This is a genomic window from Novosphingobium sp. FW305-C-30-35 (genome assembly GCF_058783135.1).
Genome location: NZ_JBYSYJ010000001.1, coordinates 1,021,494 through 1,046,899, shown reverse-complemented (window position 1 = coordinate 1,046,899; position 25,406 = coordinate 1,021,494). Strand labels below are relative to the sequence as shown.

Here is a 25,406-nt window from a genome sequence, read left to right as displayed (position 1 = left end):
GGTTCAAGCTCCTGCTGGGGATGTTTTTTCAAGCGATGTGGCGGCGAGGATGGGATTGCCGCCGAACCTGTCGCGCAATTCGCGCTTGAGCACCTTGCCGATCGGGCTGCGGGGGAGTTCGTCCACCACTTCGATCGCGGAAATGCGCTGCGTCTTGCCCAGGTGTCTGTTGGCTTCTGCCAGGACGGCCTGGGGGTCGGCCGAAGGATCAGCCAGAACGACTACCGCCAATGGCGTTTCGCCCCAGGCATCCGAAGCCACGCCCACCACAGCGGCTTCCTTCACCGCGCTCTGCCGGGTCAGTTCAGCCTCCAGATCGCTGGGGTAGATGTTGAACCCGCCCGAGATGATCATGTCCTTGGCGCGGTCCATCAGGATCAGGAAGCCGTCCTCGTCGAACTTGCCGACATCGCCGTGGCGGATGTAGCGGCGTCCCTCGGCATCGTACCACTCGACCTCGCGGGTCTTGTCGGCCTTGTTGTGATAGCCGTTCATCATGATCGGCGAATGGCCGACGATCTCGCCCACTTCGCCTTGCGGCAGCTCGTTGCCGTCCTCGTCGATGATCTTGATGATATGGCCGGGGGAAGGCTGGCCGACGGTGTGCAACTTGTCCGGGTGCAGGTGCGCCAGCAGGATCGCCGTCGCGCCGCCCTCGGTCATGCCATAGCCATCGGTCAGGCCGCCCGGCCAGCGCTTGAGCACATCGGCCTTGAGCCAGGCGGGGAAGGGCGCAGAGGTGCAGGACTTGAGCTTGTAGGATGACAGGTCGAAGCGGTCGAAGTCGGGCACTTCGATGATCCGCCGGTACTGCACCGGCACGAGCATGGCGTGCGTCACCCGCTCGCGCTCGGACAATTGCAGGAACGTGCGCGCATCGAACTTGCGCATCAGCACCACCTTGCCGCCTGCGGTAAGGGCAGGAAGGAAGCTGACCAGCGTGGTGTTGGAATAGAGCGGGGTCGAACAGATCACCGCCGTATCGTCGCCATACCCTGCGGGGATGGTGCGCCGGGCATATTCGTGGCGCATCTTGTGGCTCTGCACGATGCCCTTGGGTGCACCGGTGGTGCCTGAGGAATAGATGATGTTGAACGGATCGCCGGGGGCAGGGGTCCGCTCCTCCGGCTTGGCGCCTTCCTCGGCGATCCACGTGCTGAACGGCTCGCCTGCATCGCTGTCGTCCAGCGCGATGCGCTTCACGCCTTCAGGCAGGTCCAGCCCCGCGAGACGGCGAGAAATCTCCTTGTCCAGCAAGAGCACCCGGCTCCCGCTGTCCTCAAGCATGGCGATGATCGTTTCCGGCGTCGCGGTGGATGTCAGCGGCGCTGCCACCGCGCCTGCCCGGATCGCGCCGAGGAAAGCGAGGCCCGTGGTCACCGCGTTCATTGCCGCGATGGCCACAGGCTCGTGCCTTTGCACGCCCTCGCGCTGCAGGGCCGTGGCGATGCGGTCGAGCAGGGCGTCCATCTCGGCCCAGCCGACAGTGCGGTTCTCGTCCGCCAGCGCCACCGCATCACCCCGCCTTGCGGCATGGGCGCGCAGAATGTCGCTCAGCGGCGTGAACTCGCTCTCGACGATATCCTCGATCCGCATCGCAGTTCTCCGGTCAGCCGTTGAACTTCTCGCCTGCAGCCGCCTTGCGCTCCAGCAGGGGTGCGACGGGAAGGCCGTGCTTCTTCAGGCCCGCGACCACGGTATCGAGCCCGATATGATCGGCCCAGAACATCGGCCCGCCGGTCCATGCAGGCCAGCCATAGCCGTTGAGCCACACGGTATCGATATCGCTCGCCCGCTGCGAAATGCCTTCCTCGAGGATCAGTGCGCCTTCGCTGATCATCGGATAGAGCAGGCGTTCGCGGATCTCGTCCTTTTCAATCGAGCGCTGTGGCTTGCCTTCCTTCTGGGCGAAATCGGCGATGATCGCCTTCACTTCGTCCGAAGGCGAACGCTGGCGGTTGTCGTCGTAGTCGTAGAAGCCCTTCTTCGTCTTCTGCCCCCAGCGGCCGACCGCGCAGAGCGCATCGCGCAAAGTCTCGATCCGATTGGGATCGCGGTGCCAGCCGATGTCCACACCGGCAAGATCGGCCATCTGCCACGGCCCCATCGGGAAACCGAATTCGAGCAGCGCCTCGTCCACGTCCCAATAGTTCGCGCCTTCCATGATCAGCGCATGGGCCTGCGCCTGACGGGGTGAGAGCATGCGGTTGCCGATGAAGCCATGGCACACGCCCGAGACCACCGGCACCTTCCCGATCTTCACCGAAAGCGCCATCACCGTTGCCAGCTGCGCCTTGCCCGTCGCCTTGCCGCGCACGACTTCAAGCAGCTTCATCACGTTGGCGGGCGAGAAGAAGTGCATGCCCAGCACCGCTTCCGGGCGCGAGGTGACACTGGCGATCTCGTCGATGTCGAGATAGCTGGTGTTGGAGGCGAGGATCGCGCCCGGCTTGGCCACCTTGTCGAGCCGGCCGAACACGTCCTTCTTCACGTCCATGCTTTCATAGACCGCCTCGATCACCAGATCGGCCTCGGCCAGCGCCCCGAAGTCCAGCGTCGGCGTCAGCCGGCCCATCGCGGCCTCGGCGTCTGCGGCCTCCATCTTGCCGCGCTTGACGGTGTTCTCGTAGTTCTTGCGCATGGTGGCAACGCCGCGATCGAGCGCTTCCTGCGTCATTTCCACGATGGTCACCGGAATGCCCGCCGTCAGGAAGTTCATGGTGATGCCGCCGCCCATCGTGCCAGCGCCGATCACGCCGACGCGGTTGATGGGAAGCAGCTGCGTGTCAGCCGGGATATCGTCGATGGTCGCTGCCAGCTTCCGAGCGGCGTCGATGTGCTCCTTGGCACCGGGGATGGGGTCGGACATCGTGGTTCTCTCCTAAAGCTGGATCAGGCGCGGCTGGTGGCCAGCGCGCTGTAGATCAGCGTCTTCAACTGACGCCGGATGGGATAGATGAACGAAGGGTAGAGCTGGGTCATGAAGACCGCGTGGACCTTCTCCACCGGGTCCACGAAGAACGCGGTCGAAAAGATGCCGCCCCAGTAGAACTCGCCGGCTGACCCCGGCACCAGCGCCTTCGCCGGGTCGATGGTCATGCCGAAGCCAAGGCCGAATCCAGCGCCCGCGTTGTAGGCCTCGCTGAACAGAGCCTTGGACACCTGCGTCAGATCCGCGCCGCCGGGCAGGTGGTTGGCGGTCATCAACTGGAGCGTCTTGGGGCTGAGGATACGCACCCCGTCTGCCGCGCCGCCGTTCACGAGCATGCGGCAGAAGCGGTGGTAATCCGCCGTGGTCGACAACAGCCCGCCACCTCCGCTTTCGAAGCGTGGCACTCGGCGCGTGCCCGATTTCTCGGCGGGATCGAACAACTGCGGCGGCTGCCCGGCCTGGTAGGCCCAGGCATCGGCAAGCCGATGCGCCTTGTCGTCGGGGCAATGGAACCCGGTGTCGACCATGCCCAGCGGATCGAGGATGCGCGTGCGCAGGAACTCGCCAAGGCTCATCCCCGAAAGCCGCGCCACCACCACGCCCAGCACGTCGGTGCCCACCGAATAGTTCCACGCCTGTCCCGGCTCGAACTCCAGCGGCAACTTGGCCAGTTGCTCGACGAAATGGTCGTTGCCGGGCAGGCTGGCGTGCCCGTCCAGCCGCGCCTTGCGATAGGCGGCGTCCACGTTGGTGCGGTTCTGGATGCCGTAGGTCAGGCCCGACTGGTGCGTGATCAGGTCGACCATGCGCATCACCGGGGCGGGGCGGACGGGCATGAAATCCACCTCGCCGCCGCCTCCGGCATAGACGCCAAGGCTGGCAAACTCCGGGATCACTTTCGTCACCGGATCGTCGAGCGCAACCTTGCCTTCCTCGACCAGCATCATGAATGCGACCGACGTCAGCGGCTTGGTCATCGAGGCTATGCGGCAGATCGTATCCACCGCCATCGGCGTCCCGTCCTCGCGCGCACGGCCTGCGGTGTGGCGATAGACCGCCTCGCCATCGCGCGCGACCAGCACGTCGAGCCCCGGCAAGCGCCCGCTGGCGATATAGTGCTCGTCGAGATAGGCTCCGATCCGGTCCAGCCGGTCAGGCTCGAACCCCAGCGATTGCGCGTCGGCCAGTTCCATGTCCTTCCCCTCAGCCAAAGATTGCCACGCTCTGCAGGCCGTGCATCACCTGCACGCCGTCGGCGTTCCACATGCGCAAGCTCTCGCTGCTGAAGCCCTCGGCCATGTGGTTCGAAGCCGTCTCGAGCAGCCACCAGCCGTCGCGCGTTTGCGGGGAGTCTCCCAGCAGGGTGAACGCCCAGTTGATCGAGCTGATCGGGCCTCTGCGCTCCATCGCGCGCATCGATCCGGGCGGCAGCGTATCGCCGATCAGCACCAGCTCTCCGATGGGATCCAGTTCGGTACGGTCGCGCAGACGCACCCAGCGCCGCACAACGCCCGGACGCCGATCTTCCTTTGCTTCGCCGCGGCGCAGTTCGAATTTCTGGATGAAGTGCAGCCCCTCGGGCGAACCCAATTCCTCCATCTCGGTATGGGATATGAAGTTTTCCGCGCGCTGCGGCGTGACCGATCCGTTCGATGGCCGCGCACTGCCGAATACCCACGCGGCACGATGCGCCAGGGTGCCCCCGCTTGTCATGTCGGTCTGGATGTTGGCCACGCTCTTGCCTTCGCGCAGGCTTGCTACGGTGATGTCCAGGTCGGACCCCACCGGGGCGAGGAAGCTGATCTGGCCCCCGCGCAGCGGCGGCAGGTCGGGCCGCGCCTTGCGGGCCGCGGCATAGGCGAGGAACGAGGATGCCCCGCCATACATCGTGCGCCCCTGCAGCCAGCCGTCAACGCCGCGCACGGAAAAGTCGAGACCGGCTCCCGCCAGCCCTTTGGCGATTGTGCCGATCGCTTGTGCGTCCATGCCGATTGCAGCTTCCAATGCTCTCTCCCGGTCGCCTGTCGCTGGAACGACTCTGTGACCCAAGAGCTAGTGGAAGTTTACGTAAAGGGAAAGGGGGTGGGCGCCCGGTCCGAACCGGAACGAGGCCCTTACGCTACGGCACGCACGGCCTCGGGCGGCCAAAAAAATTCGGCCCCGGCGCAAGGACCGGGGCCGATGCGTTCTCGTGTCGTCAGGTAATGCGGATCAGTGCATGCTTTCGCCACTTGCGCGGCGCAGGATCGGCGCCTTTGCCGCGCTCGCGGCAAACACGACCAGCAGCACGTAGCAAACCAGCGGCACAAGGAACGAAGCGAAGATGCCAGCCGCATCCGTCACTCCACCGGCCAGCGCCGGAATCAGCGCGCCCCCGATGATGCCGGTGCACAGCAGTCCCGAGGTCGCCTCTTCGCTGGCCGAGGAACGCTCCAGCGTCAGCGTGAAGATCACCGGGAACATGATCGAATTGAACAGCCCGATCGCCAGCGCCACGTATCCCGCCGAAACGCCGCCGACGAGGAACAGATAGGCGCACATGGCCGCGGCAATCGCAGCAAACAGGGTCATCAGCCGTGCCGCCGGGAAGCGGGCGAGCAGCACCGTGCCGATCGCGCGGCCAACCATGGCGCCACCCCAGTAGAACGACACGGCCTTGCCCGCCTGTTCGAGGCTTACATTCCAGATGCCCGGGTTGTTGAGGTAGAATGCCATCTGCGTGCCGATGGTCACTTCCGCGCCCACGTAGATGAAGATCGCAGCCGCACCCAGCACCGCCCAGCGCGACGAGAACGCCTGGCCGAGCAGAGCGCCGATGCCGCCGGTCGGCTGCGCTGGAGGGGCCGCCGCCGAAATGCGCGCGCGGTTGACGAAGAAGAACGCCAGCAGCACGATCAGCAGTCCGCAGATCCAGAAGTAGGCGCGGTCGATCCCGGCCAGCGCCGCCTCGCGCACTTCAGGCGTCAGCGCGGTGCCTTCCGAAACCTCCACGCCTTTCAGGAACAGCGATGCGCCAAGGGCCGGGCCAAGGAAGGTGCCGAACGAATTGAACGTCTGCGAAAGCGTGAGTCGGAAATGGCTGCCTTCGGGCTTGCCGAGCGCTGCGGCCAGCGGGTTCGCGGCAACCTGCAGCACCGTGATGCCCGCAGCGAGCATGAACAGTCCGGTCAGCACCAGCGGGTATGACGCGATGTTGGCCGCAGCAAGCATCACAAGGCAGGCCACGACCATCGTTGCCAGCGCCAGCAGGATCGCCGGAACGGCTCGCAGGCGTCCGATGATCGCTGCCGCCGGGAAGCTCATCACACCATAGGCGATAAAGAAGGCAAAGGCCGAAAGCTGTGCTTCCAGCGTGGTCAGCGTGAAGATGCCCTTCACTGCGGCGACGAGCGGATCGATCAGCGAGGTGATGAAACCCCAGGCAAAGAACAGCACGGTAACCGCGATGAACGCGGCCCTCTGCGAACCTGAATGTGCATTGCTGCCTGCCACGTATCTCTCCTCACCCAGCCATATTTGGCGTATCGCGCCTTCTAGCCACCGCTGACAGCCTTGTCATGCTTGTTGCATAGCTATTACTGTGAACGTTCTCACAGAACGCGCTCCATTTCAACCCGCCGCCATGGCCGGGGCCAGTTCGCGCCGCAGTTTTTCGATGATCCGTTGAACCTTGGGCAGCAAGTGCCGCCGCTGCGGGTAGACCGCCCAGATCGGATCGACCTCGGGCCTGAACTGCGACAGGACTTCGACCAGCGCGCCTTCGGCAATCGCCCTGCTCACGTAGAATTCGGGCAACTGGCACAGGCCCAACCCCGCCATCGCCGCATCGAAGACCGCTGTCCCGTTGCTGCACCGCCAGCGCCCCCGTGGTCGCACCGTGCGCACTTCGCCGTCCACCAGATAGCGCCACATGTCGAGCGTTGCGGGGATGCAGTCATGCGCCTCGAGGTCGTCCACCGTCTCGGGCGTGCCATGCGCGGCCAGGTACGCCGGCGAAGCGCAAGTGACGATCCCGCGCGTGGCGATCTGCGTGCGGATCAGGCGGCTGTCCGGCAGGGTGCCGGTGCGAATGGCCAGATCGTACCCTTCCGAGACCAGCTCAACCACGCGGTTCGAGAGGTCAAGGTCCACCGAAAGCTTCGGATAATCCTGCACATAGGCGCGCACGATCGGCGCGACGAAGCGCTCGCCCAGCGCGGTCGGGCAGGTGATGCGCAAGTGCCCCTGCGGTTCGCCCTGCAAGTCGAGCATGGCAATCGCCTCGTCGCGCTCGGCAATCAGGCGGCGAAACTGGTCGACCAGCGTGCGCCCGGTGTCCGTCAGGCTGACAGCCCGCGTCGTGCGGTGGAAGAACTGCGCGCCAAGGCTCTGCTCCAGCCGCGCCACGGCCCGGCTCACGTGGGAAGTCGATGTCCCCAGCCGCTTTGCCGCCGCCACGAAGGTGCCGGTATCGGCAACCGCCACCACTTCATCTATCCCGTCCCAGCGATTGCTCATTATTCTCGTCTTGCAACAGTGTTTCGCATATTGTGCAATTTAACACTGCCGTAGCAATTATGCTAACGCGCCGCCACATCCAAAGGGAGACCGGACACCATGAAGACCCGCGCCGCCGTAGCGTTCGCGCCCAAGCAGCCGCTCGAAATCGTCGAGCTCGACCTTGAAGGCCCCAAAGCTGGCGAAGTCCTCGTCGAAATCATGGCCACCGGCGTCTGCCATACCGATGCCTACACGCTCGACGGGTTCGACAGCGAAGGCATCTTCCCCAGCGTGCTCGGCCATGAAGGTGCGGGCGTGGTGCGTGAAGTCGGCCCCGGCGTCACCTCGGTAAAGCCCGGCGATCACGTGATCCCGCTCTACACGCCGGAATGCCGCCAGTGCAAAAGCTGCCTCTCGGGCAAGACCAACCTGTGCACCGCGATCCGCGCCACGCAGGGGCAGGGCCTGATGCCCGATGGCACCAGCCGCTTCTCCTACAAGGGGCAGACCATCTTCCACTACATGGGTTGCTCCACCTTCTCGAACTTCACCGTCCTGCCAGAGATCGCGGTGGCGAAGATCCGCGAGGACGCGCCGTTCCAGTCGGCCTGCTACATCGGCTGCGGCGTGACGACGGGCGTCGGCGCCGTCGTCAACACTGCCAAGGTCCAGGTGGGTGACAACGTCGTGGTCTTCGGTCTCGGCGGCATCGGCCTCAACGTGATCCAGGGCGCGCGCCTTGCCGGCGCCAACAAGATCATCGGCGTCGACATCAACCCCGATCGCGAGGAATGGGGCCGCAAGTTCGGCATGACCGACTTCCTCAACTCGAAGGGCATGAGCCGCGAGGACACCGTGGCCAAGATCGTCCAGATGACCGACGGCGGCGCCGACTATACCTTCGACGCAACCGGCAACACCGAAGTCATGCGCACCGCGCTGGAAGCCTGCCACCGCGGCTGGGGCACCTCCATCATCATCGGCGTGGCCGAAGCCGGCAAGGAAATCAGCACCCGCCCGTTCCAGCTCGTCACTGGTCGCAACTGGCGCGGCACCGCATTCGGCGGCGCGAAGGGCCGCACCGACGTGCCCAAGATCGTTGACATGTACATGACCGGCAAGATCGAGATCGACCCCATGATCACCCACGTCATGGGCCTTGAGGAAATCAACACCGCGTTCGACCTGATGCACGCCGGCAAGTCGATCCGCTCGGTCGTGGTATTTTGAACCGGTTTGCTGCGTCTGGAACTCCCGGGATTGTAAAGCGCCCGCAATCCCGGGATGAAGGCGGCCAGATAACGTATCGGTGAGAGGATTTTCGTGATGGCCATCAGAGCATGCGTTTCCGCTGCGCTCGCGGCGCTTGCCTGCCTGTGTGCACAACAGGCTGCTGCGGCTGAAACCTGTCCGCCATTGCGATGGATGACGCTGGGAACCGCGGGTGGGCCGGTGCCGACCCCTGACCGATCAGAACCTGCCAACCTGCTCACCGCCGATGACTTCTCCGCACTGGTGGATGCTGGTGACGGTACGGTGGTGCAACTTGCACGTCGCGGCCTTGATCTGACTCGCATCAATGCCGTCTTCATCAGTCATCACCACATGGATCATACTGGCGGACTGCCTGCGGTCATAGGCCTGCGCTGGATGAACAACATGCCTGGCCAGTTGACCATTTATGGCCCGCCCGGCACGCGCGAGATTGTGGACGGGATCATTACCACGATGGGCCCGCAGTCGCGCGTAGGTTTCGGGCTCGGGCAAAAGAGCACCCCCCCGACGGAGACCGTAAAAGTCGTTGAATTGCGGTCGGGCGATCAGGTCTGGGCGGGCAACGTGAAAATCTCTGCTATCGAGAATTCCCATTACGATGAATCGGCCTCAGGGAAGGCCGACCGGGCAATTTCGCTCAGCTACCGGTTTCAGCTCGGCTCGCGATCAATCACCTATTCCGGTGACACTGGCCCGAGCACAGGGTTCGAGAAACTCGCAACCGGCACCGACTTGCTCGTCAGCGAAGTCATCGATCTCGATCCGATACTTGCGTCCATCCGCAAGACGCGCCCCGACATGCCCGAAGCCTTGTTTCAGTCCATGAGCAAGCACCTCTCGACGCATCACATCACGCCGGTCGATCTTGGCGGCCTCGCCGCAAGGGCAAATGTGTCGAGGCTTGTTCTGACGCACTTCGCCATCCCGCCGGCACCGCTTGCCCATTACGAGGCCCGACTGCGCGAAGGCATCAGCCGAAGCTATTCAGGCCCGGTCGAACTCGCGATCGATCTCCAGTCATTCGACGTCGCCTGCAAATAACAGGCCGTCGAACGGCAAGCCTCACATCGCCGAAATCCCGCCGTCGAGCTTCAGTTCTGCCCCGGTCATGAAGCGGCTCTCATCGCTGGCGAGGTAAAGCACGCCCGCAGCAATGTCGTCCGGTTCGCCCACGCGGCCCAAGGGGATCTGGCGGGCGAGCTTGCCCATGACCACGTCCTTGTCGATGTTCGCATTCGTCGCGATGCCGTCAAGGATCGGCGTGTCCACGAACGTGGGATGCACCGAATTGCAGCGCACGTCCCAGCCGCGCTTGGCGCAATAGAGCGCAACCGATTTGGTCAGCATCCACACCGCCGCCTTGCTGGCATTATAGCCGGGCATGGTGTCCGAAGCGATCAGGCCGGCGATCGAGCTGATGTTGACGATCGAGGCAGGCTGGTTGTCGCGCAGCAGGGGCAGGGCCTTCTGGCAGCCGAGAAAAACGGAATCGACATTGATCGCGAAGCCGCGATGCCATTCCTCCAGCGTGCAGGTTTCGATATTCCCGCGCACGCCAACGCCAGCGTTGTTGACCAGCACCGAAAGTCCGCCCAGCTTTTCCGCCGCCAGCGCAATCACTGCGTCCCAATCGCTTTCCTGGGTCACGTCATGGCGCATGGCAAAGGCCGTCCCGGCACCCAGTTCGGCGTTGATCGCTTCGGCCTGCGCCGCTGCGCCATCGCCGTTGATGTCGGTCAGCAGGACCCGTGCCCCCTCGCGCGCCAGCATCCACGCATGCGCGGCACCAAGGCCCTGCGCTGCCCCGGTGACGAGTGCCTTCTTGCCCTGAACCCTGCCCATCGTGACGCTCTCCTGCTTTCCGTTTGCGTCAACCAAGCAAGTTGGGACCGATCGCGCAAGTCCCGGAAACGTCAGCGCAAGATCAGCCCATGATTCCCGGCGCGAGCAGCAGCAACATCCGCACGTCGATGGCATAGCCTTGGCCGCGCTTCTGGCTGAGGAAGCGCTCGATTTCCGTAAGGGCAACCCGGTGGACGGTAATGCCTTCGCCTTCCACGCCGCCGCCCTCGGAAACTTTTTCCAGATCGCGCGCGCGGAACAGCGTGAAGGCCTCGGTCACCATGCCCGGCGAGGAATGGAACTCGCCCAGCGATTCGATCCGCCCCGGCCGATAGCCGGTCTCTTCCTCCAGTTCGCGCGCGGCCGCAGCGGCCGGGTCCTCGTTCTCCGCACCTGCTTCGTCACCGATCAGCCCGGCGGGCAGTTCGATGCACGGGCGCCCAAGAGGCACGCGGAACTGCTCGACCAGCAGCACGTGCCCGTCTTCGATCGCAAGGATTACCGCCGCCTTGATGTTGCGATTGCGCGAGACATATTCCCACCGTCCGCGCGTCTTGGCGACGATGAAACGCCCTTGCCAGTGCACCTGCTCGGGATGGTCGCGGTACTCTTCTTCAAGACTCATACTTCGATCAACCTGTCGGGCAGTTCGTTCTTGTCATCGCTGGATCGTGGGAAATGCTCGGCCAGGACCCTGCCCACCCCGGCCACCGCCGCTGCCATGCCTTCCGCCATCCGTCCCTGCCGCAGCGGGTCAAGCATGGCTTTCATCGCCAGCCCCCAGGTCTCGGGCGAAACCTTCGAGGCAATCGCCGCATCGGCGATGATCTCGGCTCGGTGCTCGGCAAGGCTCAGGTAGATCAGCACGCCGGTATGGCCAGTCGTCCGGCTTTCTGCCCCAACCCGGAAACACGTCAGCGCCCGCTCGCGCACCCGCGCATTGCGGACCCGGCGCGGCGTCAGCCACAGGCCTAGCGGCGTGAACCGCATGAGCAGGTACATGGCCCCGAACTTCAGCGTGATAACCGTCAGCGCCAGTCCCAGTACGGCGCGCGGAGTCCATTCGAACGCCCACAACCCCAGCACCTGCTCGACGACGGGCAGGTAGAACCCGGCAAACATGTCCACGACGGCCAGCGCCACGAACGCCACCAGAGCGCTCCAGACCAGCGCCACGTCGCGGTAGCTGTCGGAACGCGGCGTCACGATCGTCACGATCTCGCCCGCGCTCTGCGCCTCGGCTGCGGCCACGGCGTCGGAGACCAGCTTGTGATCTGCCTCGGTCATCTGCACCAGCCTGCTCATCACCAGTCCCCCGAAGCGCCGCCGCCACCGGAATCGCCGCCGCCAAAGCCACCGAAGCCACCGCCCCAGTCGGACCCGCCGCCGCCGCCCCAGCCGCCGGAATGGCGGTTATCCGATGCGGCACGCGCAATTTCGCTGATGCCCCACAGCACGATGCCCGGATCGATTCCGCTGCGCCGCTGCTCATAACCCTTCCGACGACGGCCGAAGACGGCGATCATCACCACGATCAGAACCACCCAGAATATCGCGCTGCCTATGGTCGATCCGCCTGAGACGCCCTCGCGCGCACCGGCCTTGGCCGCTTCCGCCACAGCTTTGGCATCTGAGGGACTGCGGTTAAGCTGGGTCAGGATCTGGTCGATGCCGGCGTTTATGCCACCCGGATAGTCGCCCGCCTTGAAGAGCGGCGTCACCGCGCCCGAGATGATCCGGCCAGCGAGTACGTCGGGCAGGAACTCCTCCAGCCCATAGCCCACCTCGATCCGCACCTTGCGGTCATTGGGCGCAATCAGGAACAGAAGGCCTTGGTCGGTCTCCTTCCCGCCCACGCCCCAGGTCCGGAACAGCGTATTGGCATATGTCTCGATATCCTGCCCGTCGAGCGAGGCGACCGTGGCCACGATCACCGCCCGCCCGGTCTGCGCGTTGTAGGCGGAAAGCCTCTGCGCAAGCGCCGCCTCGTCGGCATCGGGTATGATCCCGGCCTGATCCAGCACCGGTCCCGGAGGCCGTGCGGGCATGGCCGCGTGTGCTGCTCCCGCGATCAGCAGGAACAGCAGAGCAACAGTCTGCCAGAAAGCCCGCAACTGGCGGGTCACGTCACTTGCCCGACGCTGCAGGCGCCGGAGCGTTCATGTCGAAATTGACGGTCGGCGCCACGTCCGATCCGGCAGCAGCCTTGAACGGCACCATCGGCTTGGCCCCATGGATCAGCTTCGCGCCGATCGCGTCGGGGAAGGTGCGGATCGTGGTGTTGTAGGCCTGCACCGCCTCGTTATAGCGGGTGCGGCTCACATTGATGCGGTTCTCGGTGCCTTCGAGCTGCACCATCAGGTCGGCAAAGCGCGCCTGGCTCTGCAACTGCGGATAGTTCTCCACCACCGTGCGCAGCTGGCCCAGCGCCTGGGTCAACTGGTTCTGCGCGTTCTGGAATTTCTCGAACTCTTCCGGATTGGAAAGATCGTCGGTGGTGATGTTGATCGACGTGGCCGCGGCGCGCGCGTTGGTCACGTTGGTCAGGATCTGGGTTTCCGAAGCCGCCGCGCCCTTGGCCGTGGCGACCAGGTTCGGGATCAGGTCGGCACGACGCTGGTACGAGCTTTCGACGTCCGCCCAGCGCGCCTTGGCTTCTTCCTCGGCCGCGGGGACCGAGTTGATCCCGCAGGCCGAAAGGCTGGCAGCGGCAACGGTGGCAAAAGCGATCTGCGTGAAGCGGGTAGCGGCCATCGACGTGAGTTCCCCTAAAGTTATGCAGCAGAGATAGCGGTCCGCCGAAACGGTTCAAGTATCCCCCATGCTGCAACCGATTGCCACTTGTGGCGTTCCGCGCACGATGGCAACCAACGGAAAAGGGATCATGGTTAATCAGGACGTGAAGGGGGAAGTGGTCGGCATGTTCGCAGAGTTCAAGAAATTCATCGCGCGCGGCAATGTGCTCGATCTTGCGGTCGGCGTGATCATTGGTGGCGCATTCGGCAAGATCGTCACTTCGCTGACCGAAAGCGTGATCATGCCCGTCGTCGGCTTCATCACCGGCGGTGTCGATTTCAGCCGCTATTTCGTCCGCCTCGGCCCGGTCCCGGCAGACTACAAGGGCGATCCGGCCAGCTACGCGGATCTCAAGGCCGCCGGGGTGCCGATGATCGGGTATGGTGATTTCATCACCCAAGCCGTCAATTTCGTGATCGTCGCCTTCATCATCTTCCTGCTGGTCAAGGCGATCAACAAGGCCTTCGAAAAGCCCGCCGAGGAAGCACCCGCCGCGCCCGCCGGCCCGACCGAGGTCGAACTCCTCGCCGAAATCCGCGATGCGCTGAGGGCCAAGGGCTGAAGCGCCTTGCCAGAACAACTTCAAAGGGGCGGGCGCAACCCCGCCCTTTTCATTTGCGCCCGCATCCCTATATGGGTCCCTGCCGGTTTCGGCCGGCTATGGTGATAAACTGCGGCGTGCAATAGGCACAGCGGACCCGGGGGCGGTACCCGGCGGCTCCACCATCACTACCGTGTCTTTCGGGATGCGGGCCTTGTTGTCGCAAGGGTGTTGATGGGGCCGAACTAGGATCGACGTGTGTTGAAAAGCGCTGTTTTTGCCCGGGCTGAGTAACCCGTTCAAGGCTCAAAACTCACAAGTGCCAACGACAACGAAGCACTTGCTCTCGCCGCATAATTCTAGGGGCTAACGCCCTGAAGTTATAAAGCGAAAGCACGGTTCGGACCGAACCGGGTAACAGAATCGGAAACCGGGGGCTGGGGGCGAGCCTAGCAACAGAATCGCCCTACTTGCATTGCTGCTCCATCCTTCGACAAGCTCAGGATGAGCGGCTTTCAAAAGGTAGTCCCAAGTCCCGCTCGTCCTGAGCTTGTCGAAGGACGCTGGCACTACCCCTCGGCCTTCGCCTCAAGCTCCTGCAGCCGCCGCTCCATCCGCAGCGAGTCGAGGATCTTCGCCCCGGCGATGAACACCGCGCCGGTGGCTGCGACGAACAACAACTTGCCGGCAAAGCCCGGATACTGACCGAGATAGGCGTGCCCGCGCTCCACCGCGCCCAGCGCCAGCGCGTAGATCACCGCGAACGCTTCGAAGCGGGTCTTGATGACAAACAGGCGACCGATCTTGCGAAACATCCGAAGCAATATCCTCTTTTGACGAGGCGCCCCTCGTCGGCGAGTCTCTCCGCAAGCATCGTGCCAGATCATGAAACGCTGGCAATAGTCTGGTTAATCCAATCTTCACTGTAAAGCGAAGCGACAACCTGTGGAGCGGACCTTTCGGAAGATACGCCGCAAGGCTCAGGCCAGTTCCTGCACCTCCAGCAATTCGAGCAGTGCCTGCCGGGCGCTGACCACTGCGCGGCCCAGGGATTCCGCCCCCAGATCAGCAGGATCGATCTGCTCGGGCCAGTGCGCCTCCACCACCCTCTCGATCCGCGCGATCTTTGCCTCGTCCAGCAAAAAGCGCGGGTCGACAGTGGCAGGATCGGCGACAACCCGCAGGCGCAGACAGGCAGGTCCGCCGCCGTTGGCCATCGACTGGCGCACGTCCACGGGCAGCACCTTGCGGATAGGACCGTTCGAGGCAACGTGCCCCTCCAGCCAGCCGCGCACCGATGGCGTCTCCCACGCCTCGAGCGGGATCACCAGGCCCATCTCGCCCCCCGGAAGCGTCAGCAACTGCGCGTTGAACAGGTAGCTCCTGATCGCATCGCCAAGGCTCACCACGCTGGCCGGCACCACCACGATCTCGGCCTCGGGCAACTTCTCGCGGATCGCGGCATAAGTGCCTTCGGGGTCAGCAAAGGCCTGTTCGTGCGTGAACAGCACCCGCTCGTTGGCCACGGCCACCACGTCGTTGTGGAACGCGCCTGCCGCAATCGCCTCGCTCGCCTGTTCCACGAACAGGCAGCGCTCGGGATCGAGGCCATGCAGCCGTGCCACGGCCCGGCTCGCCTGCTCGTGCTGGCGTGCGGGGAAGGCGCCGCCAGTCGTCCCGTAGACGAAGATCTCGATCCCCGGCGCATCGTGGCTCGCGCACATGCGCATGTGGTTTGCCGCGCCCTCGTCGCCGAAGCACGGCGGCACCGCATCGTGCACGGCAAAGGCGGTGCTGTCGGCAAAGGCGAGGCGCAACTGGCGCACCGTATCGGGCCATTCCTGCGAGCGGTGGGGCATCGTCACCAGATTCGCCGCAGTCAGGTGGCAGCGCCCGTCCGCGGTGTCAGGGGCGGGGCTCACCGTCGCCGCATTGGCCGTCCACATTGATGACGCAGACCACGCCGCCGCCCGCAACCGCCGCTGCGCCGCATCGCTTTCGTCGATGCTTTCAAGCCCAAGCGCGCCGAGCAGGACCGGGTTGGGGCGGGGCAGGGGCATGAACAGCCCTTGGGCCAGCCCGAGGCCCAGATTGTGCCGCATCTTGCTTAAGCCCTGAAGCGCTGCCGCGCGCGGGTAGGACACCTCGCCCGCGTTGCTGGCCGAGGCCAGGTTGCCAAGGCTGAGGCCGGCATAATTGTGGCTCGGTCCGACCAGACCGTCGAAGTTGATTTCAATCAGAGGCATGTCTTTTCCTTAGCGACCGACAAACCAGACCATGTCACCCACGCTTACGCTGAGAGCGGTGGCGGCTACGGGGTCGAGCGTCAGGCCATCGTCCGCCTCGGCTATCTCGGCGAAAGTGCAGCGGTATTCGGCCAGCTTGCCCGTCGCCACCAGAGCCTTGGTCACGTTGCCGCTACCCTCGGGCGCGCGGATGTGCGCCACAGGCACCTCTTTCGCCTCGCAGATCGAGCGCACGCGGTCGGTCCGCGCGGTCATCGTCGGGCCGCCATCGAAGATGTCGACGTAGCCTTCGTAGGCAAAGCCTTCCTCTTCTAGCATCCGCATCGCGGCGCGGCCCGAAGGGTGGGGCAGGCCGATGGCAGAGCGCGCGGTCTCGGGCAGCATGGCGATATAGACCGGATGCTTGGGCATCAGGTCGGCAATGAACTGATTGCCGTTGATCGCGTTGAAATAGTCTGCTTCCTGAAAGCTCATGCCGAAGAAGCGACCGGCCACGCCGTCCCAGAACGGCGATCCGCCGCGTTCGTCGATCACCCCGCGCAGCTCCGCCAGAATCTTGTCGCCAAAGCGCTTCCGGTGCATCGCGATGAACAGATAGCGGCTGCGCGCGAGCAGCATGCCAAGCCCGCCTGCGCGTTCGGAAGGATGCAGGAACAGCCCGCCCACTTCGCTCGATCCTTCAAGGTCGGTGACAAGGTTGAGCATCTCGGCGCGGAAGGTGCGGTTCAGCTCTTTCGAATGCTGGGTCAGCGTGGCCATGCGATAGGAATAGAACGGCCATTGGCGCCCCACCGAGGTGAAGATCTGCGCCGTGCCGCGCACTTCGCCGGTGGTCGTATCCTCCAGAACCAGGACGAACAGCTCGTCCTTCGGATTATTCGGATCGCCCTCCTCGCTATTGCCATAGGCTTCCGACGCCCGCGCCAGCTTCGCCGTCAGGGCCTTGCGGTCGGGTGGCAGGTTGGTGAAGCCGCCGCCGGTCAGCTTGGCCATCTCGTAGAGCGGTTGGAGATCGTTCGCGCGCGCGGCGCGGATGCGGAATGTCATGGATTTCCCCCGGAAAGTCGATGCAGGACGAGCGCGGACAAGGCGGCGCGCTCAGCCAGCGATGGCGCGATCAGGTACTCCTGATCGGAATGGATCGCCCCGCCGCGCACGCCCATGGTATCGACCACCGGCACGCCGCAGGCGGCAATGTTGTTACCGTCGCAGACCCCGCCCGAGGCCTGCCAACGGATCGTCTGGCCAAGAGATTCGCCGCACTCGCGCACCAGTCCGAACAGCGCCTCGGCCTCTTGGGTCAGCGGCTTGGGTGGCCGTGACACCCCGCCATGGAGGTGGATTGCAACCTCGTGCAACGCTTCGAGACTCTGCACCAACTCTCGCAGACTCTCGGTGAACTCCACGGCAACTCCCGGCAGCCGAGGCCGGACATTGAAGCGCAGGATCGCATGGTCGGGCACGACGTTGTTGGCGCTCCCGCCATCGATCCTGGCAGGGTTGATGGAGAGGCCGGGACGCTCCAGACCCTTCAGCTTCAGCGCCATGTCGGCCGCCGCGATCACCGCGTTGCGTCCGTCCTGCGGATTGCGCCCGGCGTGGGCCGATCGGCCCTTGATCACAGCGCTGTAGTTCCCGCTTCCCGGACGCTCTCCAGCCAGCGTGCCATCTGGCAGGGCGGACGGTTCGTAGGTCAGCGCCGCCGCCTTGCCTTGTGCCAGCTGCGCGATCAGCGGGGCGGAAGACAGGCTGCCGGTCTCCTCGTCCGAATTGATCATCACGTCATAGCCAACCCCGGCCGCAGCAGGGCTCTGCTCGAATGCCTTGAGCGCAGCGAGGATCACCGCGATGCCGCCCTTCATGTCGGCAACGCCCGGGCCATTCAGCGTTTCCGCGTCGAGCCAGCGCAGGGTCTGGAAAGGATGGGCAGGGGGGAACACCGTGTCCATGTGGCCGGTCAGCAGATAGCGCCGCTGCGCCTCCGGCCTGACCGACAGCACGAAATGCGCGCCGTTTGCTGTCTGCACCTCGTGCCCGTCGGCGGCCATCGCGGTGACCGGGGCCGGCTCGACCTTGCGAATGTCTCCGGGCAATGCGGCGAAGGCGTCGGCCAGCAGATTCCACTGCGCTTCGAGCCCCGGAAGGTTGCCGGTGCCGGTATTGACCGTGCACCATGCCTCCACCTGCGCCAGCATGGCGGCGGCATCCATCCCCTCGATCAGTTTGTGTTCTGTGTGATCAAGCTGTTTCATCTGATACGACCCTAGCGGTTCCCGAGGGCGGGGTGAACCCCCGGAAACCGCCAGAAGTGGTATCAGTCGTCAGCCAGCATCTCGATCAGCGCCTTCGAGAACGCGGGAATGTCGTCAGGCTTGCGGCTGGTGATCAGATTGCCGTCCACGGCGACTTCCTCGTCCACGACGTCGGCACCGGCGTTGGCAAGGTCGGTCATGATCGAGGGCCACCCGGTGACGGTGCGGCCGTCGACGATGTCAGCCTCCACGAGAAGCCAAGGGCCGTGGCAGATTGCGGCGATCGGCTTGTCGAGATCGTCGAACTCATTGACGATGTCGACCGCGCGGTCGTCCATGCGCAGGATGTCCGGGTTCATCTGGCCGCCGGGAAGCAGCAGCGCGTCGTATTCGTTGGCGTCCACTTCATCGAGCGTGATGTTGACCGCGACGGCATCGCCCCAGTTCTTGTCCTTCCAGCCGGTGATCGAACCTGCCTTGAGGCTGGCAACCACGGTTTCGATTCCGGCGTCTTCCAACGCCTTCTTGGGGCCTTCGAGTTCCGACTGTTCGAATCCGTCGGTCGCGACGATCAGCACGCGCTTGCTCATGAAAATCTCCTTTGGGGGAATTCGGGGCGGCATTTGCCCGTTCCCCCCAAGAATTGCCGGGGACTGCGGTTGTTCCGTGACTTCCGCACGGGCGGACGTGTTGCTAAGGCGTTCCAACCATGGCGACAGACACGACCGAGCCCGATCCTTTCGACGCAATCGTCGATGCCCCGTTCGATTCCGCACTGTCGGAGCGCTACCTCGTCTACGCGCTCTCCACGATCACCGCGCGTTCGCTCCCCGATCTGCGCGATGGACTGAAGCCGGTCCACCGCCGCCTGCTCTGGGCGATGCGCCAGCTGAAGCTCAACCCCACCGACGCCTTCAAGAAGTCGGCGCGCGTGGTGGGCGATGTGATCGGCAAGTATCACCCCCATGGCGATGCCTCGGTCTACGATGCCATGGTCCGCCTCGCGCAGGACTGGTCGCTGCGCTATCCGCTGGTCGAGGGGCAGGGCAACTTCGGCAACGTCGATGGCGATAATGCCGCCGCCTACCGCTACACCGAAGCTCGCCTGACGCGCACGGCGATGCAGCTGATGGCCGGGCTTGACGAAGGCACCGTCAATTTCGTCCCCACCTACAACGGTGAGGACGAGGAGCCGGAAATCTTCCCCGGCCTGTTCCCCAATCTGCTCGCCAACGGCTCCAGCGGCATCGCCGTGGGCATGGCGACCAACATCCCCAGCCACAATGTCGCCGAGATCATCGACGCCGCATTGCTGCTGATCGACAATCCCCACGCCGAACACAGCCAGCTGATGGAAGTGTTCCACGGACCGGACCTGCCGACCGGCGGCGTCATCGTCGATAGTCCCGCCGTCATCTCCCACGCCTATGAAACCGGGCGCGGCGCGATCCGCGTGCGCGGGCGCTTTTCCACGGGCCGTGACGAGGCGGGAAACTGGGAAGAAACCGGCGTCGAAAAACTGGGCGGCGGGCAGTGGCAGCTGGTCGTCTCCGAAATCCCCTACATGGTGCAGAAGAGCAAGCTGATCGAACAGATCGCCCAGCTCATTGCCGACAAGAAGCTGCCGATCCTCGAGGATATCCGCGACGAATCCGACGAGCAGATCCGCCTCGTCCTGATCCCGAAGAGCCGCAACGTCGATCCCGAACTGCTCAAGGAATCGCTCTACAAGCTGACCGATCTCGAAAACCGCTTCGGCCTCAACCTCAACGTGCTAGATTCGCACCGCACGCCGGGGGTTCTGGGTCTCAAGCTGGTGCTGCAGGAATGGGTGATCAGCCAGATCGACATCCTGCTGCGCCGCTCGCAGCACCGCCTGGACAAGATCGCGAGCCGCCTGGAACTGCTCGGCGGCTATATCATCGCCTACCTCAACCTCGACCGGATCATCGAGATCATCCGCACCGAGGATGAACCCAAGCCGGTGATGATGGCCGAGTTCGAACTGACTGACCGCCAGGCCGAAGCCATCCTCAACATGCGCCTGCGCTCGCTCCGCAAGCTCGAGGAAATGGAGCTGCGCAAGGAGCGTGACGAGCTGCTGGCCGAGCAGGAGGAGCTGCAGAAGCTGCTCGACAGCCCGGCCCGCCAGCGCACCCGCCTCAAGCGTGACTTGGGCGCCCTGCGCAAGGACTACGCCGAGGACACCCCGCTCGGCCGCCGCCGCACCACCATCGCCGAAGCCGCGCCGACGCGCGAATTCAGCATGGACGCGATGATCGAGAAGGAGCCGGTCACGGTGATCCTCTCCGCCAGGGGCTGGATCCGCGCGGCCAAGGGCCACGTGCCGCTGGATGGCGACTTCAAGTTCAAGGAAGGCGATGGCCCCGCCTTCGCCTTCCACTGCCAGACCACCGACAAGCTGCTGGTCGCGGTCGACAACGGCCGCTTCTACACCGTGGGGGCCGACAAGCTCCCCGGCGCGCGCGGCTTCGGCGAACCGATCCGCACCATGGTCGATATCGACCCGGAAGCGCAGATCGTCAGCGTCACCGTCTACAAGCCCAAGGGGCAGCTTCTGCTCGCCGCCAACACTGGCCGGGGCTTCGCCGCCGAGATGGACGAACTGCTCGCCGAAACCCGAAAAGGTCGCGGCGTCGTTTCCACAAAGCCCGGCGTGAAGCTGGCCGTGGTGCGCGAGATCGCGCCCGAGCACGATCATGTCGCGGTGATCGGCGAAAACCGCAAGCTGGTGATCTTCGCCCTGTCCGAAGTGCCGCTCCTCGCCAAGGGGCAGGGCGTGACCCTGCAGCGCTACAAGGACGGCGAGATGTCGGACGTGATCACGCTGAAGCTGGAGGACGGCCTGTCATGGACGATGGGCGGCGAGAGCGGCCGCACCCGCGTCGAGAAGGACCTCCTGCCGTGGAAGGTCGCCCGCGGCGCCGCAGGCCGCCTGCCCCCCAACGGCTTCCCCCGCGACAACAAGTTCTGATCCCAAGATCCTCCCCGTCTTTGCCAAGCACAACCGGGGAGGGGACCACCCGCTGACGGCGGATTTTGGTGCTATCGACCTTGGACTCAAGTGGCCGGAATTGGGTGGTTTGCTGCCGTGTGGTCAATTTGAGAAGCTGTCATTGATAGGAAGACCTAAGCTTTCAAGAAAGCTGTCCTTTTCCTCGGTCGGTCGCTGAATTGCCCGCTCGTAAAGGCTTTTCAGCTCCGCCTCGTATTCTGGTCTATCCTTCCAGTTCTCTTTCTCCCATCGGATCAGGTTTGAGAGCACATCTCCTGGATAGTAGCCTCCCTCGAAAAGGGGATCGCGTCGTAGCTTTACCCAAACGAGATAAAGGATGTAGGGAAGGCCATAGCGCTGCACGATAAGGCGACCAATCTCTTCATCAGTCAGGCTGGATAGGGGCTTCTTCCAAGACCGCCTGATCCACTCGACCAGTGGCGTAGGCGCATCAGCAGGATCACCTTCGATCAAGCCGGTGAGTTCTTCGAGCGACTTGTCGAAATCGGTATATTTTCGCTTCATTGCACCTCGATACGGATCAAGCGCGACGACCGCAAAGGCGTCGTGTCCGGAACGGCAGCTTATCAAGGCGATGGGACGATAGCTGCTGCTGATCCTTCCCGTTTTCACCGCAGTGGCAAATGGGAAGGATCAGAAAGCTCCACCGGCGCACCGGATCAAAACACCATCGCATGGGTTCTGGCGGGGTGATTGCCGTGGAGCTGCCTGACCTTGATCCGCTACCTTCTCGTCCTTGCCACTGTCGCAACGCTCGCCACACCTGCCCGCGCCGAGTGGATGAGCGGCGCGCAGTTGCATGAGGCGTGCTCGGCCAAGGCGCCGGTCGACAGGGCCATGTGCCTGTCCTACGTGATCGGCGTGCTCGACGGGTTCCGCAGCATGGAGCGCCCGCCCAAGGTGCCGGACGACGTCAGTGCGGGGCAGGTGCGCGACGTGGTGGCAGCCTATCTCGCCAGCCATGACGAGGCGCAGACGCTGCAGGGACGCACGGTGGTGAAGGCGGCGATCGTCGATGCCTGGCCCGACATTCAGCCAAAGGTCGCGCCTCCGCCGAAGCGCAAGGCTCCGGCGAAGACCACGCGCAAGCCCCGCCGCAGGGGCTAAGCCGGTGCCAGCAGCAGGCTGGCAGCAGCAGTATTGCTGATCGGGATGTGGTAGTTGCGGCTGACTTCGGTCATCCCCTGATCGCCCATGGCGCCGCGGGCAGCGATCCAGTTGAGGATCTCGACACCTTGCGTGCCGGCAAGCTCGGCCACTTCCTCGGCAGTGTGGCCGGTCAGTGCATCCGGGGTGCTGGCGAGGTTATCCAGGCAGAACAGGTCGTAGTCCGGGTTCATGAACCCGGCGCGCGGACCGTCGAGCTGGTGTGAAAGCCCGCCGGTGCCACAGATCAGCACGCGCTCGTCCCCGCCCCACGATTGCAGGGCGCGGTGGACCGCACGGCCCAGCGCAAGGCAGCGCTTCGGGCTGGGCAGCGGGTACTGCACGGTGTTGATCGAAATCGGCACGAGCTTGATCGGCCAGCTTTCGACACCGGGCCAGGCCAGCTCGAACGGAATCGACACGGCGTGGTCGACCAGCATCTTCTGGCAGGTGGTGATGTCGAACTCGTCGCGCACCAGGCTGTCGATCAGGTGCCACGAAAGCGCCGGGTGGCCCTCGAAGCTCTTGTAGACCGGCAGGCCCCAGCCTTCGTCGGCGTTGTCGTACGAAGGCGCTGCGCCAACCGCGAAGGTCGGCATCTTGTCGAGGAAGAAGTTCAGGCCATGATCGTTGGAGAAGACCACGGCGACGTCTGGCTTTGCTTGCGCAAGCCATTCGCGGATCGGTGGGAAGCCCTGGAAGAACGGCTTCCAGTAGGGCGTGTCCTGATCGCCGCGCATGATCGCGCCGCCAATGCCGGGGACGTGGCTGGTGAAATAGCCGCCGATGACCTGTGCCATCATGCATTCTCCTTGGTGGGGATCTTGGCTGCCCATTCGACGAGCATGGCCTTGAACTGGTCGACGGACATGCCGGTCTGGAGGGCGCCGAGGTCCTGCACGCCAAGGCCGAAGATGCCGGCAAGCTTGGCAAGGTAATAGACGTTGCCGCCGGCCTCGAGCATGGCCAGCACGTCGCGCTCGGCAACGGCCTTGCGCTGTTGCGGCGTCAGGTTGAAGCGGGCGCAATAGGCTTCCTCATCGGCAAGGAAGGCATCGCGGTTGGCTTTCTCGTTGAACGAAAAGCACATGGCATTGAGTTCATAGCCGCGCGAGGCCGGGGCGCCGTCGAACAGGGGGATGGCACGGCGCAAGGCCTGTTCGCGGGCGGTGGCGGACGGGGTCTGATGGTGTTCCATGCATCTGGTCTCCCAAGCGATCTTGTCGCCGAATCGAACAGGCCTTCGATGCGGCGCCTGCCAAGATCATATGCAACACATACAATCTCGGCCTTGATGCAGGTCAAAGTCCGTTGCGGACTGGATAAGTAACGTAACGGAGTAGGATCAAATTGGGTTAACGCGTAGAATCAAAGCCATGCCTCTTTCCAACGCTGAACGCCAACGCCGCTACCGCCAACGCCTCAAGGCTCGAGCCTCGGGAGCGGCCGTGGTCGGGCAGGCGCAGATGGCGGTCGAGCGGGCAATCCAGGCGCTGTGGAGCTATCACGAGCGTCCCTCGCCCAGCGGCATCGCGTGGAGCGAGATCGACGGTTGCCACTCGCTGGAAGCCTACCGTTCCGAGCTGGAGCGCTCTCCGGCCAACCTGCTGCAGACGTGCCGCGCGTTCCTACCGGACTTCTCGGGCCTGACCGTGGCGGAAGCCGCAGCGGTGGCCGAAGTTATCGCGCTGGCGGACGTGCTGCGGCTGGCAACGCCGCTCAAGGTGGACTTCGAGGCGCTCGCGACTGTTGGTTAACGCTCCCGAACTGGCGGCAAAATCAGCAAATTCCTTGGACTTGGCACGCGCCGGAGATTACCGAGGTCCATAGCGGACCAATCCGTGGCACATGCCGGTCGCAGGCAAATTGGGGGTGGAGCGTGGCAGTGGGCGAGACACGTCAGGCACGAATCGTGCGGGCGCTGGTTGGCCATGTGCGGTCGCCTGCGGAATCGCTGGCGTGGATTGCGGTGCTGCTTGTCGTGCCCACGATATTGCGCGCTTCGCTCGACATGGGCGCGCTCGGGCGGCCGTTCGTAACCTATTGGCCCGCCTTGTTGATTGCGTCGCTGGCACTCGAACTGCGCTACGCCCTGACCTACCTGGTGGTTGCTTCCCTGCTGGCACAGCGGCTTTTCGGGGGCGAGCCCTGGTTCTCGCAAGTGAGCGTCGTGCGCAGCCTGATCTTCGCGCTGTTCGTGTTATCCGGAGGGCTGACAGTCCTGATCGGCAACATTCTGCGCGGGGCGATGCGGCGGATCGCGGTCGTCAATGCCGAGCAGGAGCGCTACAATCGCGAGCTGCGCCACCGCGTGCGCAACATGCTGACGCTGATCCAGGCGCTCGCCTCGCGCGGGCCCAAGGCGGCATCGGCGATGGATTTCTACAAGGAATTCAGTCTGCGGATCGAAGGGCTTGCCGCTGCGAGCGATCTCTTGCAGATCGGCGCAGAGGCGGAAGGACGGCTTCCGCAACTCGTGCGCGACACCGTCGCCCCGTTCGAACACGACGACCGCATTCGCATGACGGGAGAACCGTGCGTGCTGCCGGCTGGAAGCTGCATTCCGCTGATCATGGCTTTGCACGAGTTGTGCACCAATGCGGTAAAGTACGGCGCACTGTCGGGCGAGCGGGGCCATGTGGAGCTGAGCTGGTTCATCGGCCCGTCGGGTTCAACGCTCTATATCTTGTGGGCGGAGAAAGGCGGCCCGCGCGTTATCAGCCCCGAGCGCCCGGGCATAGGTTCGCGGTTGCTGGTGCCGCAGCCGGGGATCGAAGGACTGGAGTTGAACTTCGATCCGGCTGGCGTGTGGTGCGAAATGCGCATCGAGGGCGTGCGGCCGCTAGAGCGCTGAGCTCCT

The 25,406-nt window shown here is 64.3% G+C and carries 25 protein-coding genes, 1 other RNA gene and 1 pseudogene; 8 read left to right on the top strand and 19 right to left on the bottom strand.

Translation table 11 applies throughout. From position 1 onward, the window contains the following. Window positions 1–3: 3 nt before the first annotated feature. The 6 genes and pseudogenes from AC3WLM_RS05205 to AC3WLM_RS05180 form a co-directional block, all read right to left on the bottom strand. Window positions 4–1,596, bottom strand: a complete 1,593-nt coding sequence (locus AC3WLM_RS05205) for a class I adenylate-forming enzyme family protein (protein WP_492476785.1) — start codon at window positions 1,594–1,596, stop codon at window positions 4–6. Between the two features lie 13 nt (window positions 1,597–1,609). After that, window positions 1,610–2,848 (bottom strand): annotated as a pseudogene (locus tag AC3WLM_RS05200) (3-hydroxyacyl-CoA dehydrogenase); the annotation flags it as partial. Window positions 2,849–2,892: 44 nt separating this feature from the next. Continuing rightward, entirely contained in the window at window positions 2,893–4,125 is a 1,233-nt protein-coding gene (locus AC3WLM_RS05195) for a serine hydrolase domain-containing protein (protein WP_492476784.1), read from the bottom strand. Between the two features lie 10 nt (window positions 4,126–4,135). After that, entirely contained in the window at window positions 4,136–4,936 is an 801-nt protein-coding gene (locus AC3WLM_RS05190; RefSeq protein ID WP_492476783.1) for a thioesterase family protein, read from the bottom strand. 207 nt (window positions 4,937–5,143) lie between these two features. Next, window positions 5,144–6,424, bottom strand: coding sequence for an MFS transporter (locus AC3WLM_RS05185; protein ID WP_492476782.1), 1,281 nt, complete (start codon window positions 6,422–6,424; stop codon window positions 5,144–5,146). A gap of 117 nt (window positions 6,425–6,541) precedes the next feature. Further along, complete coding sequence (locus tag AC3WLM_RS05180; RefSeq protein WP_039337715.1) at window positions 6,542–7,429, bottom strand: LysR family transcriptional regulator; 888 nt, start codon at window positions 7,427–7,429, stop codon at window positions 6,542–6,544. A 99-nt stretch (window positions 7,430–7,528) separates the two neighbouring features. Between AC3WLM_RS05180 and AC3WLM_RS05175 the strand changes: the two genes are divergently transcribed. Next, on the top strand, window positions 7,529–8,641 hold the full coding sequence (locus AC3WLM_RS05175; protein ID WP_062343266.1) for an S-(hydroxymethyl)glutathione dehydrogenase/class III alcohol dehydrogenase: 1,113 nt from the start codon (window positions 7,529–7,531) through the stop codon (window positions 8,639–8,641). Between the two features lie 96 nt (window positions 8,642–8,737). Further along, window positions 8,738–9,727 carry an MBL fold metallo-hydrolase gene (locus AC3WLM_RS05170; protein ID WP_082734449.1) on the top strand — a complete coding sequence of 330 codons (990 nt, stop codon included), beginning with the start codon at window positions 8,738–8,740 and terminating at the stop codon, window positions 9,725–9,727. A 21-nt stretch (window positions 9,728–9,748) separates the two neighbouring features. Here AC3WLM_RS05170 and AC3WLM_RS05165 read toward each other — a convergent pair whose 3' ends face one another. The 5 genes from AC3WLM_RS05165 to AC3WLM_RS05145 all read right to left on the bottom strand — a co-directional run bounded on the left by AC3WLM_RS05165 (window position 9,749) and on the right by AC3WLM_RS05145 (window position 13,282). Next, the gene (locus tag AC3WLM_RS05165) at window positions 9,749–10,528 is read right to left on the bottom strand and encodes an SDR family oxidoreductase (protein WP_492476781.1); all 780 of its coding nucleotides are present in this window, start codon (window positions 10,526–10,528) and stop codon (window positions 9,749–9,751) included. Window positions 10,529–10,610: 82 nt separating this feature from the next. Then, complete coding sequence (locus AC3WLM_RS05160; protein ID WP_039337713.1) at window positions 10,611–11,153, bottom strand: NUDIX hydrolase; 543 nt, start codon at window positions 11,151–11,153, stop codon at window positions 10,611–10,613. Then, the gene (locus AC3WLM_RS05155) at window positions 11,150–11,833 is read right to left on the bottom strand and encodes a TPM domain-containing protein (protein WP_492476780.1); all 684 of its coding nucleotides are present in this window, start codon (window positions 11,831–11,833) and stop codon (window positions 11,150–11,152) included. The genes AC3WLM_RS05160 and AC3WLM_RS05155 overlap by 4 nt, the downstream gene beginning before the upstream one ends. Continuing rightward, complete coding sequence (locus tag AC3WLM_RS05150; protein ID WP_492476779.1) at window positions 11,833–12,654, bottom strand: TPM domain-containing protein; 822 nt, start codon at window positions 12,652–12,654, stop codon at window positions 11,833–11,835. The genes AC3WLM_RS05155 and AC3WLM_RS05150 overlap by 1 nt, the downstream gene beginning before the upstream one ends. Before the next feature lies 1 nt (window position 12,655). Beyond that, window positions 12,656–13,282 carry a LemA family protein gene (locus AC3WLM_RS05145; RefSeq protein WP_062343260.1) on the bottom strand — a complete coding sequence of 209 codons (627 nt, stop codon included), beginning with the start codon at window positions 13,280–13,282 and terminating at the stop codon, window positions 12,656–12,658. Window positions 13,283–13,448: 166 nt separating this feature from the next. On the opposite strand from AC3WLM_RS05145, the gene mscL reads away from it, so the two are divergent. Both mscL and ssrA read left to right on the top strand, forming a co-directional pair. Next, window positions 13,449–13,886 (top strand): large conductance mechanosensitive channel protein MscL, encoded by a 438-nt coding sequence (gene mscL / locus AC3WLM_RS05140; protein ID WP_492478094.1) that lies wholly within the window; start codon window positions 13,449–13,451, stop codon window positions 13,884–13,886. 42 nt (window positions 13,887–13,928) lie between these two features. Continuing rightward, window positions 13,929–14,297: a transfer-messenger RNA gene (ssrA, locus tag AC3WLM_RS05135) on the top strand. Between the two features lie 137 nt (window positions 14,298–14,434). Here the strand turns inward: ssrA and AC3WLM_RS05130 are convergent. The 5 genes from AC3WLM_RS05130 to AC3WLM_RS05110 form a co-directional block, all read right to left on the bottom strand. After that, window positions 14,435–14,680, bottom strand: coding sequence for a hypothetical protein (locus AC3WLM_RS05130; RefSeq protein ID WP_039337710.1), 246 nt, complete (start codon window positions 14,678–14,680; stop codon window positions 14,435–14,437). A 165-nt stretch (window positions 14,681–14,845) separates the two neighbouring features. Next, window positions 14,846–16,111, bottom strand: a complete 1,266-nt coding sequence (locus AC3WLM_RS05125; protein WP_492476778.1) for an N-succinylarginine dihydrolase — start codon at window positions 16,109–16,111, stop codon at window positions 14,846–14,848. 9 nt (window positions 16,112–16,120) lie between these two features. Beyond that, the gene (locus AC3WLM_RS05120; protein ID WP_492476777.1) at window positions 16,121–17,158 is read right to left on the bottom strand and encodes an arginine N-succinyltransferase; all 1,038 of its coding nucleotides are present in this window, start codon (window positions 17,156–17,158) and stop codon (window positions 16,121–16,123) included. Beyond that, complete coding sequence (locus tag AC3WLM_RS05115) at window positions 17,155–18,363, bottom strand: hydrolase (protein ID WP_492476776.1); 1,209 nt, start codon at window positions 18,361–18,363, stop codon at window positions 17,155–17,157. Before AC3WLM_RS05115 ends, AC3WLM_RS05120 begins: the two co-directional genes overlap by 4 nt. 62 nt (window positions 18,364–18,425) lie before the next feature. Further along, on the bottom strand, window positions 18,426–18,953 hold the full coding sequence (locus AC3WLM_RS05110; protein WP_039337706.1) for a type 1 glutamine amidotransferase domain-containing protein: 528 nt from the start codon (window positions 18,951–18,953) through the stop codon (window positions 18,426–18,428). 119 nt (window positions 18,954–19,072) lie between these two features. Here AC3WLM_RS05110 and parC point away from each other — a divergent pair, with 119 nt between their 5' ends. Further along, on the top strand, window positions 19,073–21,358 hold the full coding sequence (gene parC, locus AC3WLM_RS05105; RefSeq protein WP_039337704.1) for a DNA topoisomerase IV subunit A: 2,286 nt from the start codon (window positions 19,073–19,075) through the stop codon (window positions 21,356–21,358). Between the two features lie 123 nt (window positions 21,359–21,481). Here the strand turns inward: parC and AC3WLM_RS05100 are convergent, their stop codons facing one another. Then, window positions 21,482–21,904, bottom strand: a complete 423-nt coding sequence (locus AC3WLM_RS05100; protein ID WP_492476775.1) for a contact-dependent growth inhibition system immunity protein — start codon at window positions 21,902–21,904, stop codon at window positions 21,482–21,484. Window positions 21,905–22,114: 210 nt separating this feature from the next. Between AC3WLM_RS05100 and AC3WLM_RS05095 the strand changes: the two genes are divergently transcribed. Next, a complete protein-coding gene (locus AC3WLM_RS05095; RefSeq protein WP_492476774.1) occupies window positions 22,115–22,507 on the top strand; it encodes a Rap1a/Tai family immunity protein in 393 nt (130 codons plus the stop codon). Here the strand turns inward: AC3WLM_RS05095 and AC3WLM_RS05090 are convergent. Both AC3WLM_RS05090 and AC3WLM_RS05085 read right to left on the bottom strand, forming a co-directional pair. Next, complete coding sequence (locus AC3WLM_RS05090; protein ID WP_492476773.1) at window positions 22,504–23,346, bottom strand: class III extradiol dioxygenase family protein; 843 nt, start codon at window positions 23,344–23,346, stop codon at window positions 22,504–22,506. The two genes, AC3WLM_RS05095 and AC3WLM_RS05090, sit on opposite strands and share 4 nt — an antisense overlap. Next, window positions 23,346–23,744, bottom strand: coding sequence for a protocatechuate 4,5-dioxygenase subunit alpha (locus AC3WLM_RS05085; protein ID WP_492476772.1), 399 nt, complete (start codon window positions 23,742–23,744; stop codon window positions 23,346–23,348). The genes AC3WLM_RS05090 and AC3WLM_RS05085 overlap by 1 nt, the downstream gene beginning before the upstream one ends. Before the next feature lie 178 nt (window positions 23,745–23,922). On the opposite strand from AC3WLM_RS05085, the gene AC3WLM_RS05080 reads away from it, so the two are divergent. Beyond that, window positions 23,923–24,303 carry a hypothetical protein gene (locus AC3WLM_RS05080; RefSeq protein WP_427463824.1) on the top strand — a complete coding sequence of 127 codons (381 nt, stop codon included), beginning with the start codon at window positions 23,923–23,925 and terminating at the stop codon, window positions 24,301–24,303. A 128-nt stretch (window positions 24,304–24,431) separates the two neighbouring features. Then, window positions 24,432–25,400 carry a sensor histidine kinase gene (locus tag AC3WLM_RS05075; protein WP_492476771.1) on the top strand — a complete coding sequence of 323 codons (969 nt, stop codon included), beginning with the start codon at window positions 24,432–24,434 and terminating at the stop codon, window positions 25,398–25,400. Window positions 25,401–25,406: the final 6 nt, after the last annotated feature.

Excerpts from the sequence above, each read along its gene's own strand:
- AC3WLM_RS05125 (WP_492476778.1), bottom strand. The coding sequence starts at position 16,111 with ATGCCTCTGATTGAAATCAACTTCGACGGTCTGGTCGGACCGAGCCAC.
- mscL (WP_492478094.1), top strand. The coding sequence starts at position 13,449 with ATGTTCGCAGAGTTCAAGAAATTCATCGCGCGCGGCAATGTGCTCGAT.
- AC3WLM_RS05155 (WP_492476780.1), bottom strand. The coding sequence starts at position 11,833 with ATGAGCAGGCTGGTGCAGATGACCGAGGCAGATCACAAGCTGGTCTCC.
- AC3WLM_RS05205 (WP_492476785.1), bottom strand. The coding sequence starts at position 1,596 with ATGCGGATCGAGGATATCGTCGAGAGCGAGTTCACGCCGCTGAGCGAC.
- AC3WLM_RS05115 (WP_492476776.1), bottom strand. The coding sequence starts at position 18,363 with ATGAAACAGCTTGATCACACAGAACACAAACTGATCGAGGGGATGGAT.
- AC3WLM_RS05180 (WP_039337715.1), bottom strand. The coding sequence starts at position 7,429 with ATGAGCAATCGCTGGGACGGGATAGATGAAGTGGTGGCGGTTGCCGAT.
- AC3WLM_RS05100 (WP_492476775.1), bottom strand. The coding sequence starts at position 21,904 with ATGAAGCGAAAATATACCGATTTCGACAAGTCGCTCGAAGAACTCACC.
- AC3WLM_RS05165 (WP_492476781.1), bottom strand. The coding sequence starts at position 10,528 with ATGGGCAGGGTTCAGGGCAAGAAGGCACTCGTCACCGGGGCAGCGCAG.
- AC3WLM_RS05110 (WP_039337706.1), bottom strand. The coding sequence starts at position 18,953 with ATGAGCAAGCGCGTGCTGATCGTCGCGACCGACGGATTCGAACAGTCG.
- AC3WLM_RS05175 (WP_062343266.1), top strand. The coding sequence starts at position 7,529 with ATGAAGACCCGCGCCGCCGTAGCGTTCGCGCCCAAGCAGCCGCTCGAA.
- AC3WLM_RS05085 (WP_492476772.1), bottom strand. The coding sequence starts at position 23,744 with ATGGAACACCATCAGACCCCGTCCGCCACCGCCCGCGAACAGGCCTTG.
- AC3WLM_RS05080 (WP_427463824.1), top strand. The coding sequence starts at position 23,923 with ATGCCTCTTTCCAACGCTGAACGCCAACGCCGCTACCGCCAACGCCTC.
- AC3WLM_RS05130 (WP_039337710.1), bottom strand. The coding sequence starts at position 14,680 with ATGTTTCGCAAGATCGGTCGCCTGTTTGTCATCAAGACCCGCTTCGAA.
- AC3WLM_RS05145 (WP_062343260.1), bottom strand. The coding sequence starts at position 13,282 with ATGGCCGCTACCCGCTTCACGCAGATCGCTTTTGCCACCGTTGCCGCT.
- AC3WLM_RS05090 (WP_492476773.1), bottom strand. The coding sequence starts at position 23,346 with ATGGCACAGGTCATCGGCGGCTATTTCACCAGCCACGTCCCCGGCATT.
- AC3WLM_RS05170 (WP_082734449.1), top strand. The coding sequence starts at position 8,738 with ATGGCCATCAGAGCATGCGTTTCCGCTGCGCTCGCGGCGCTTGCCTGC.
- AC3WLM_RS05160 (WP_039337713.1), bottom strand. The coding sequence starts at position 11,153 with ATGAGTCTTGAAGAAGAGTACCGCGACCATCCCGAGCAGGTGCACTGG.
- AC3WLM_RS05195 (WP_492476784.1), bottom strand. The coding sequence starts at position 4,125 with ATGGAACTGGCCGACGCGCAATCGCTGGGGTTCGAGCCTGACCGGCTG.
- parC (WP_039337704.1), top strand. The coding sequence starts at position 19,073 with ATGGCGACAGACACGACCGAGCCCGATCCTTTCGACGCAATCGTCGAT.
- AC3WLM_RS05120 (WP_492476777.1), bottom strand. The coding sequence starts at position 17,158 with ATGACATTCCGCATCCGCGCCGCGCGCGCGAACGATCTCCAACCGCTC.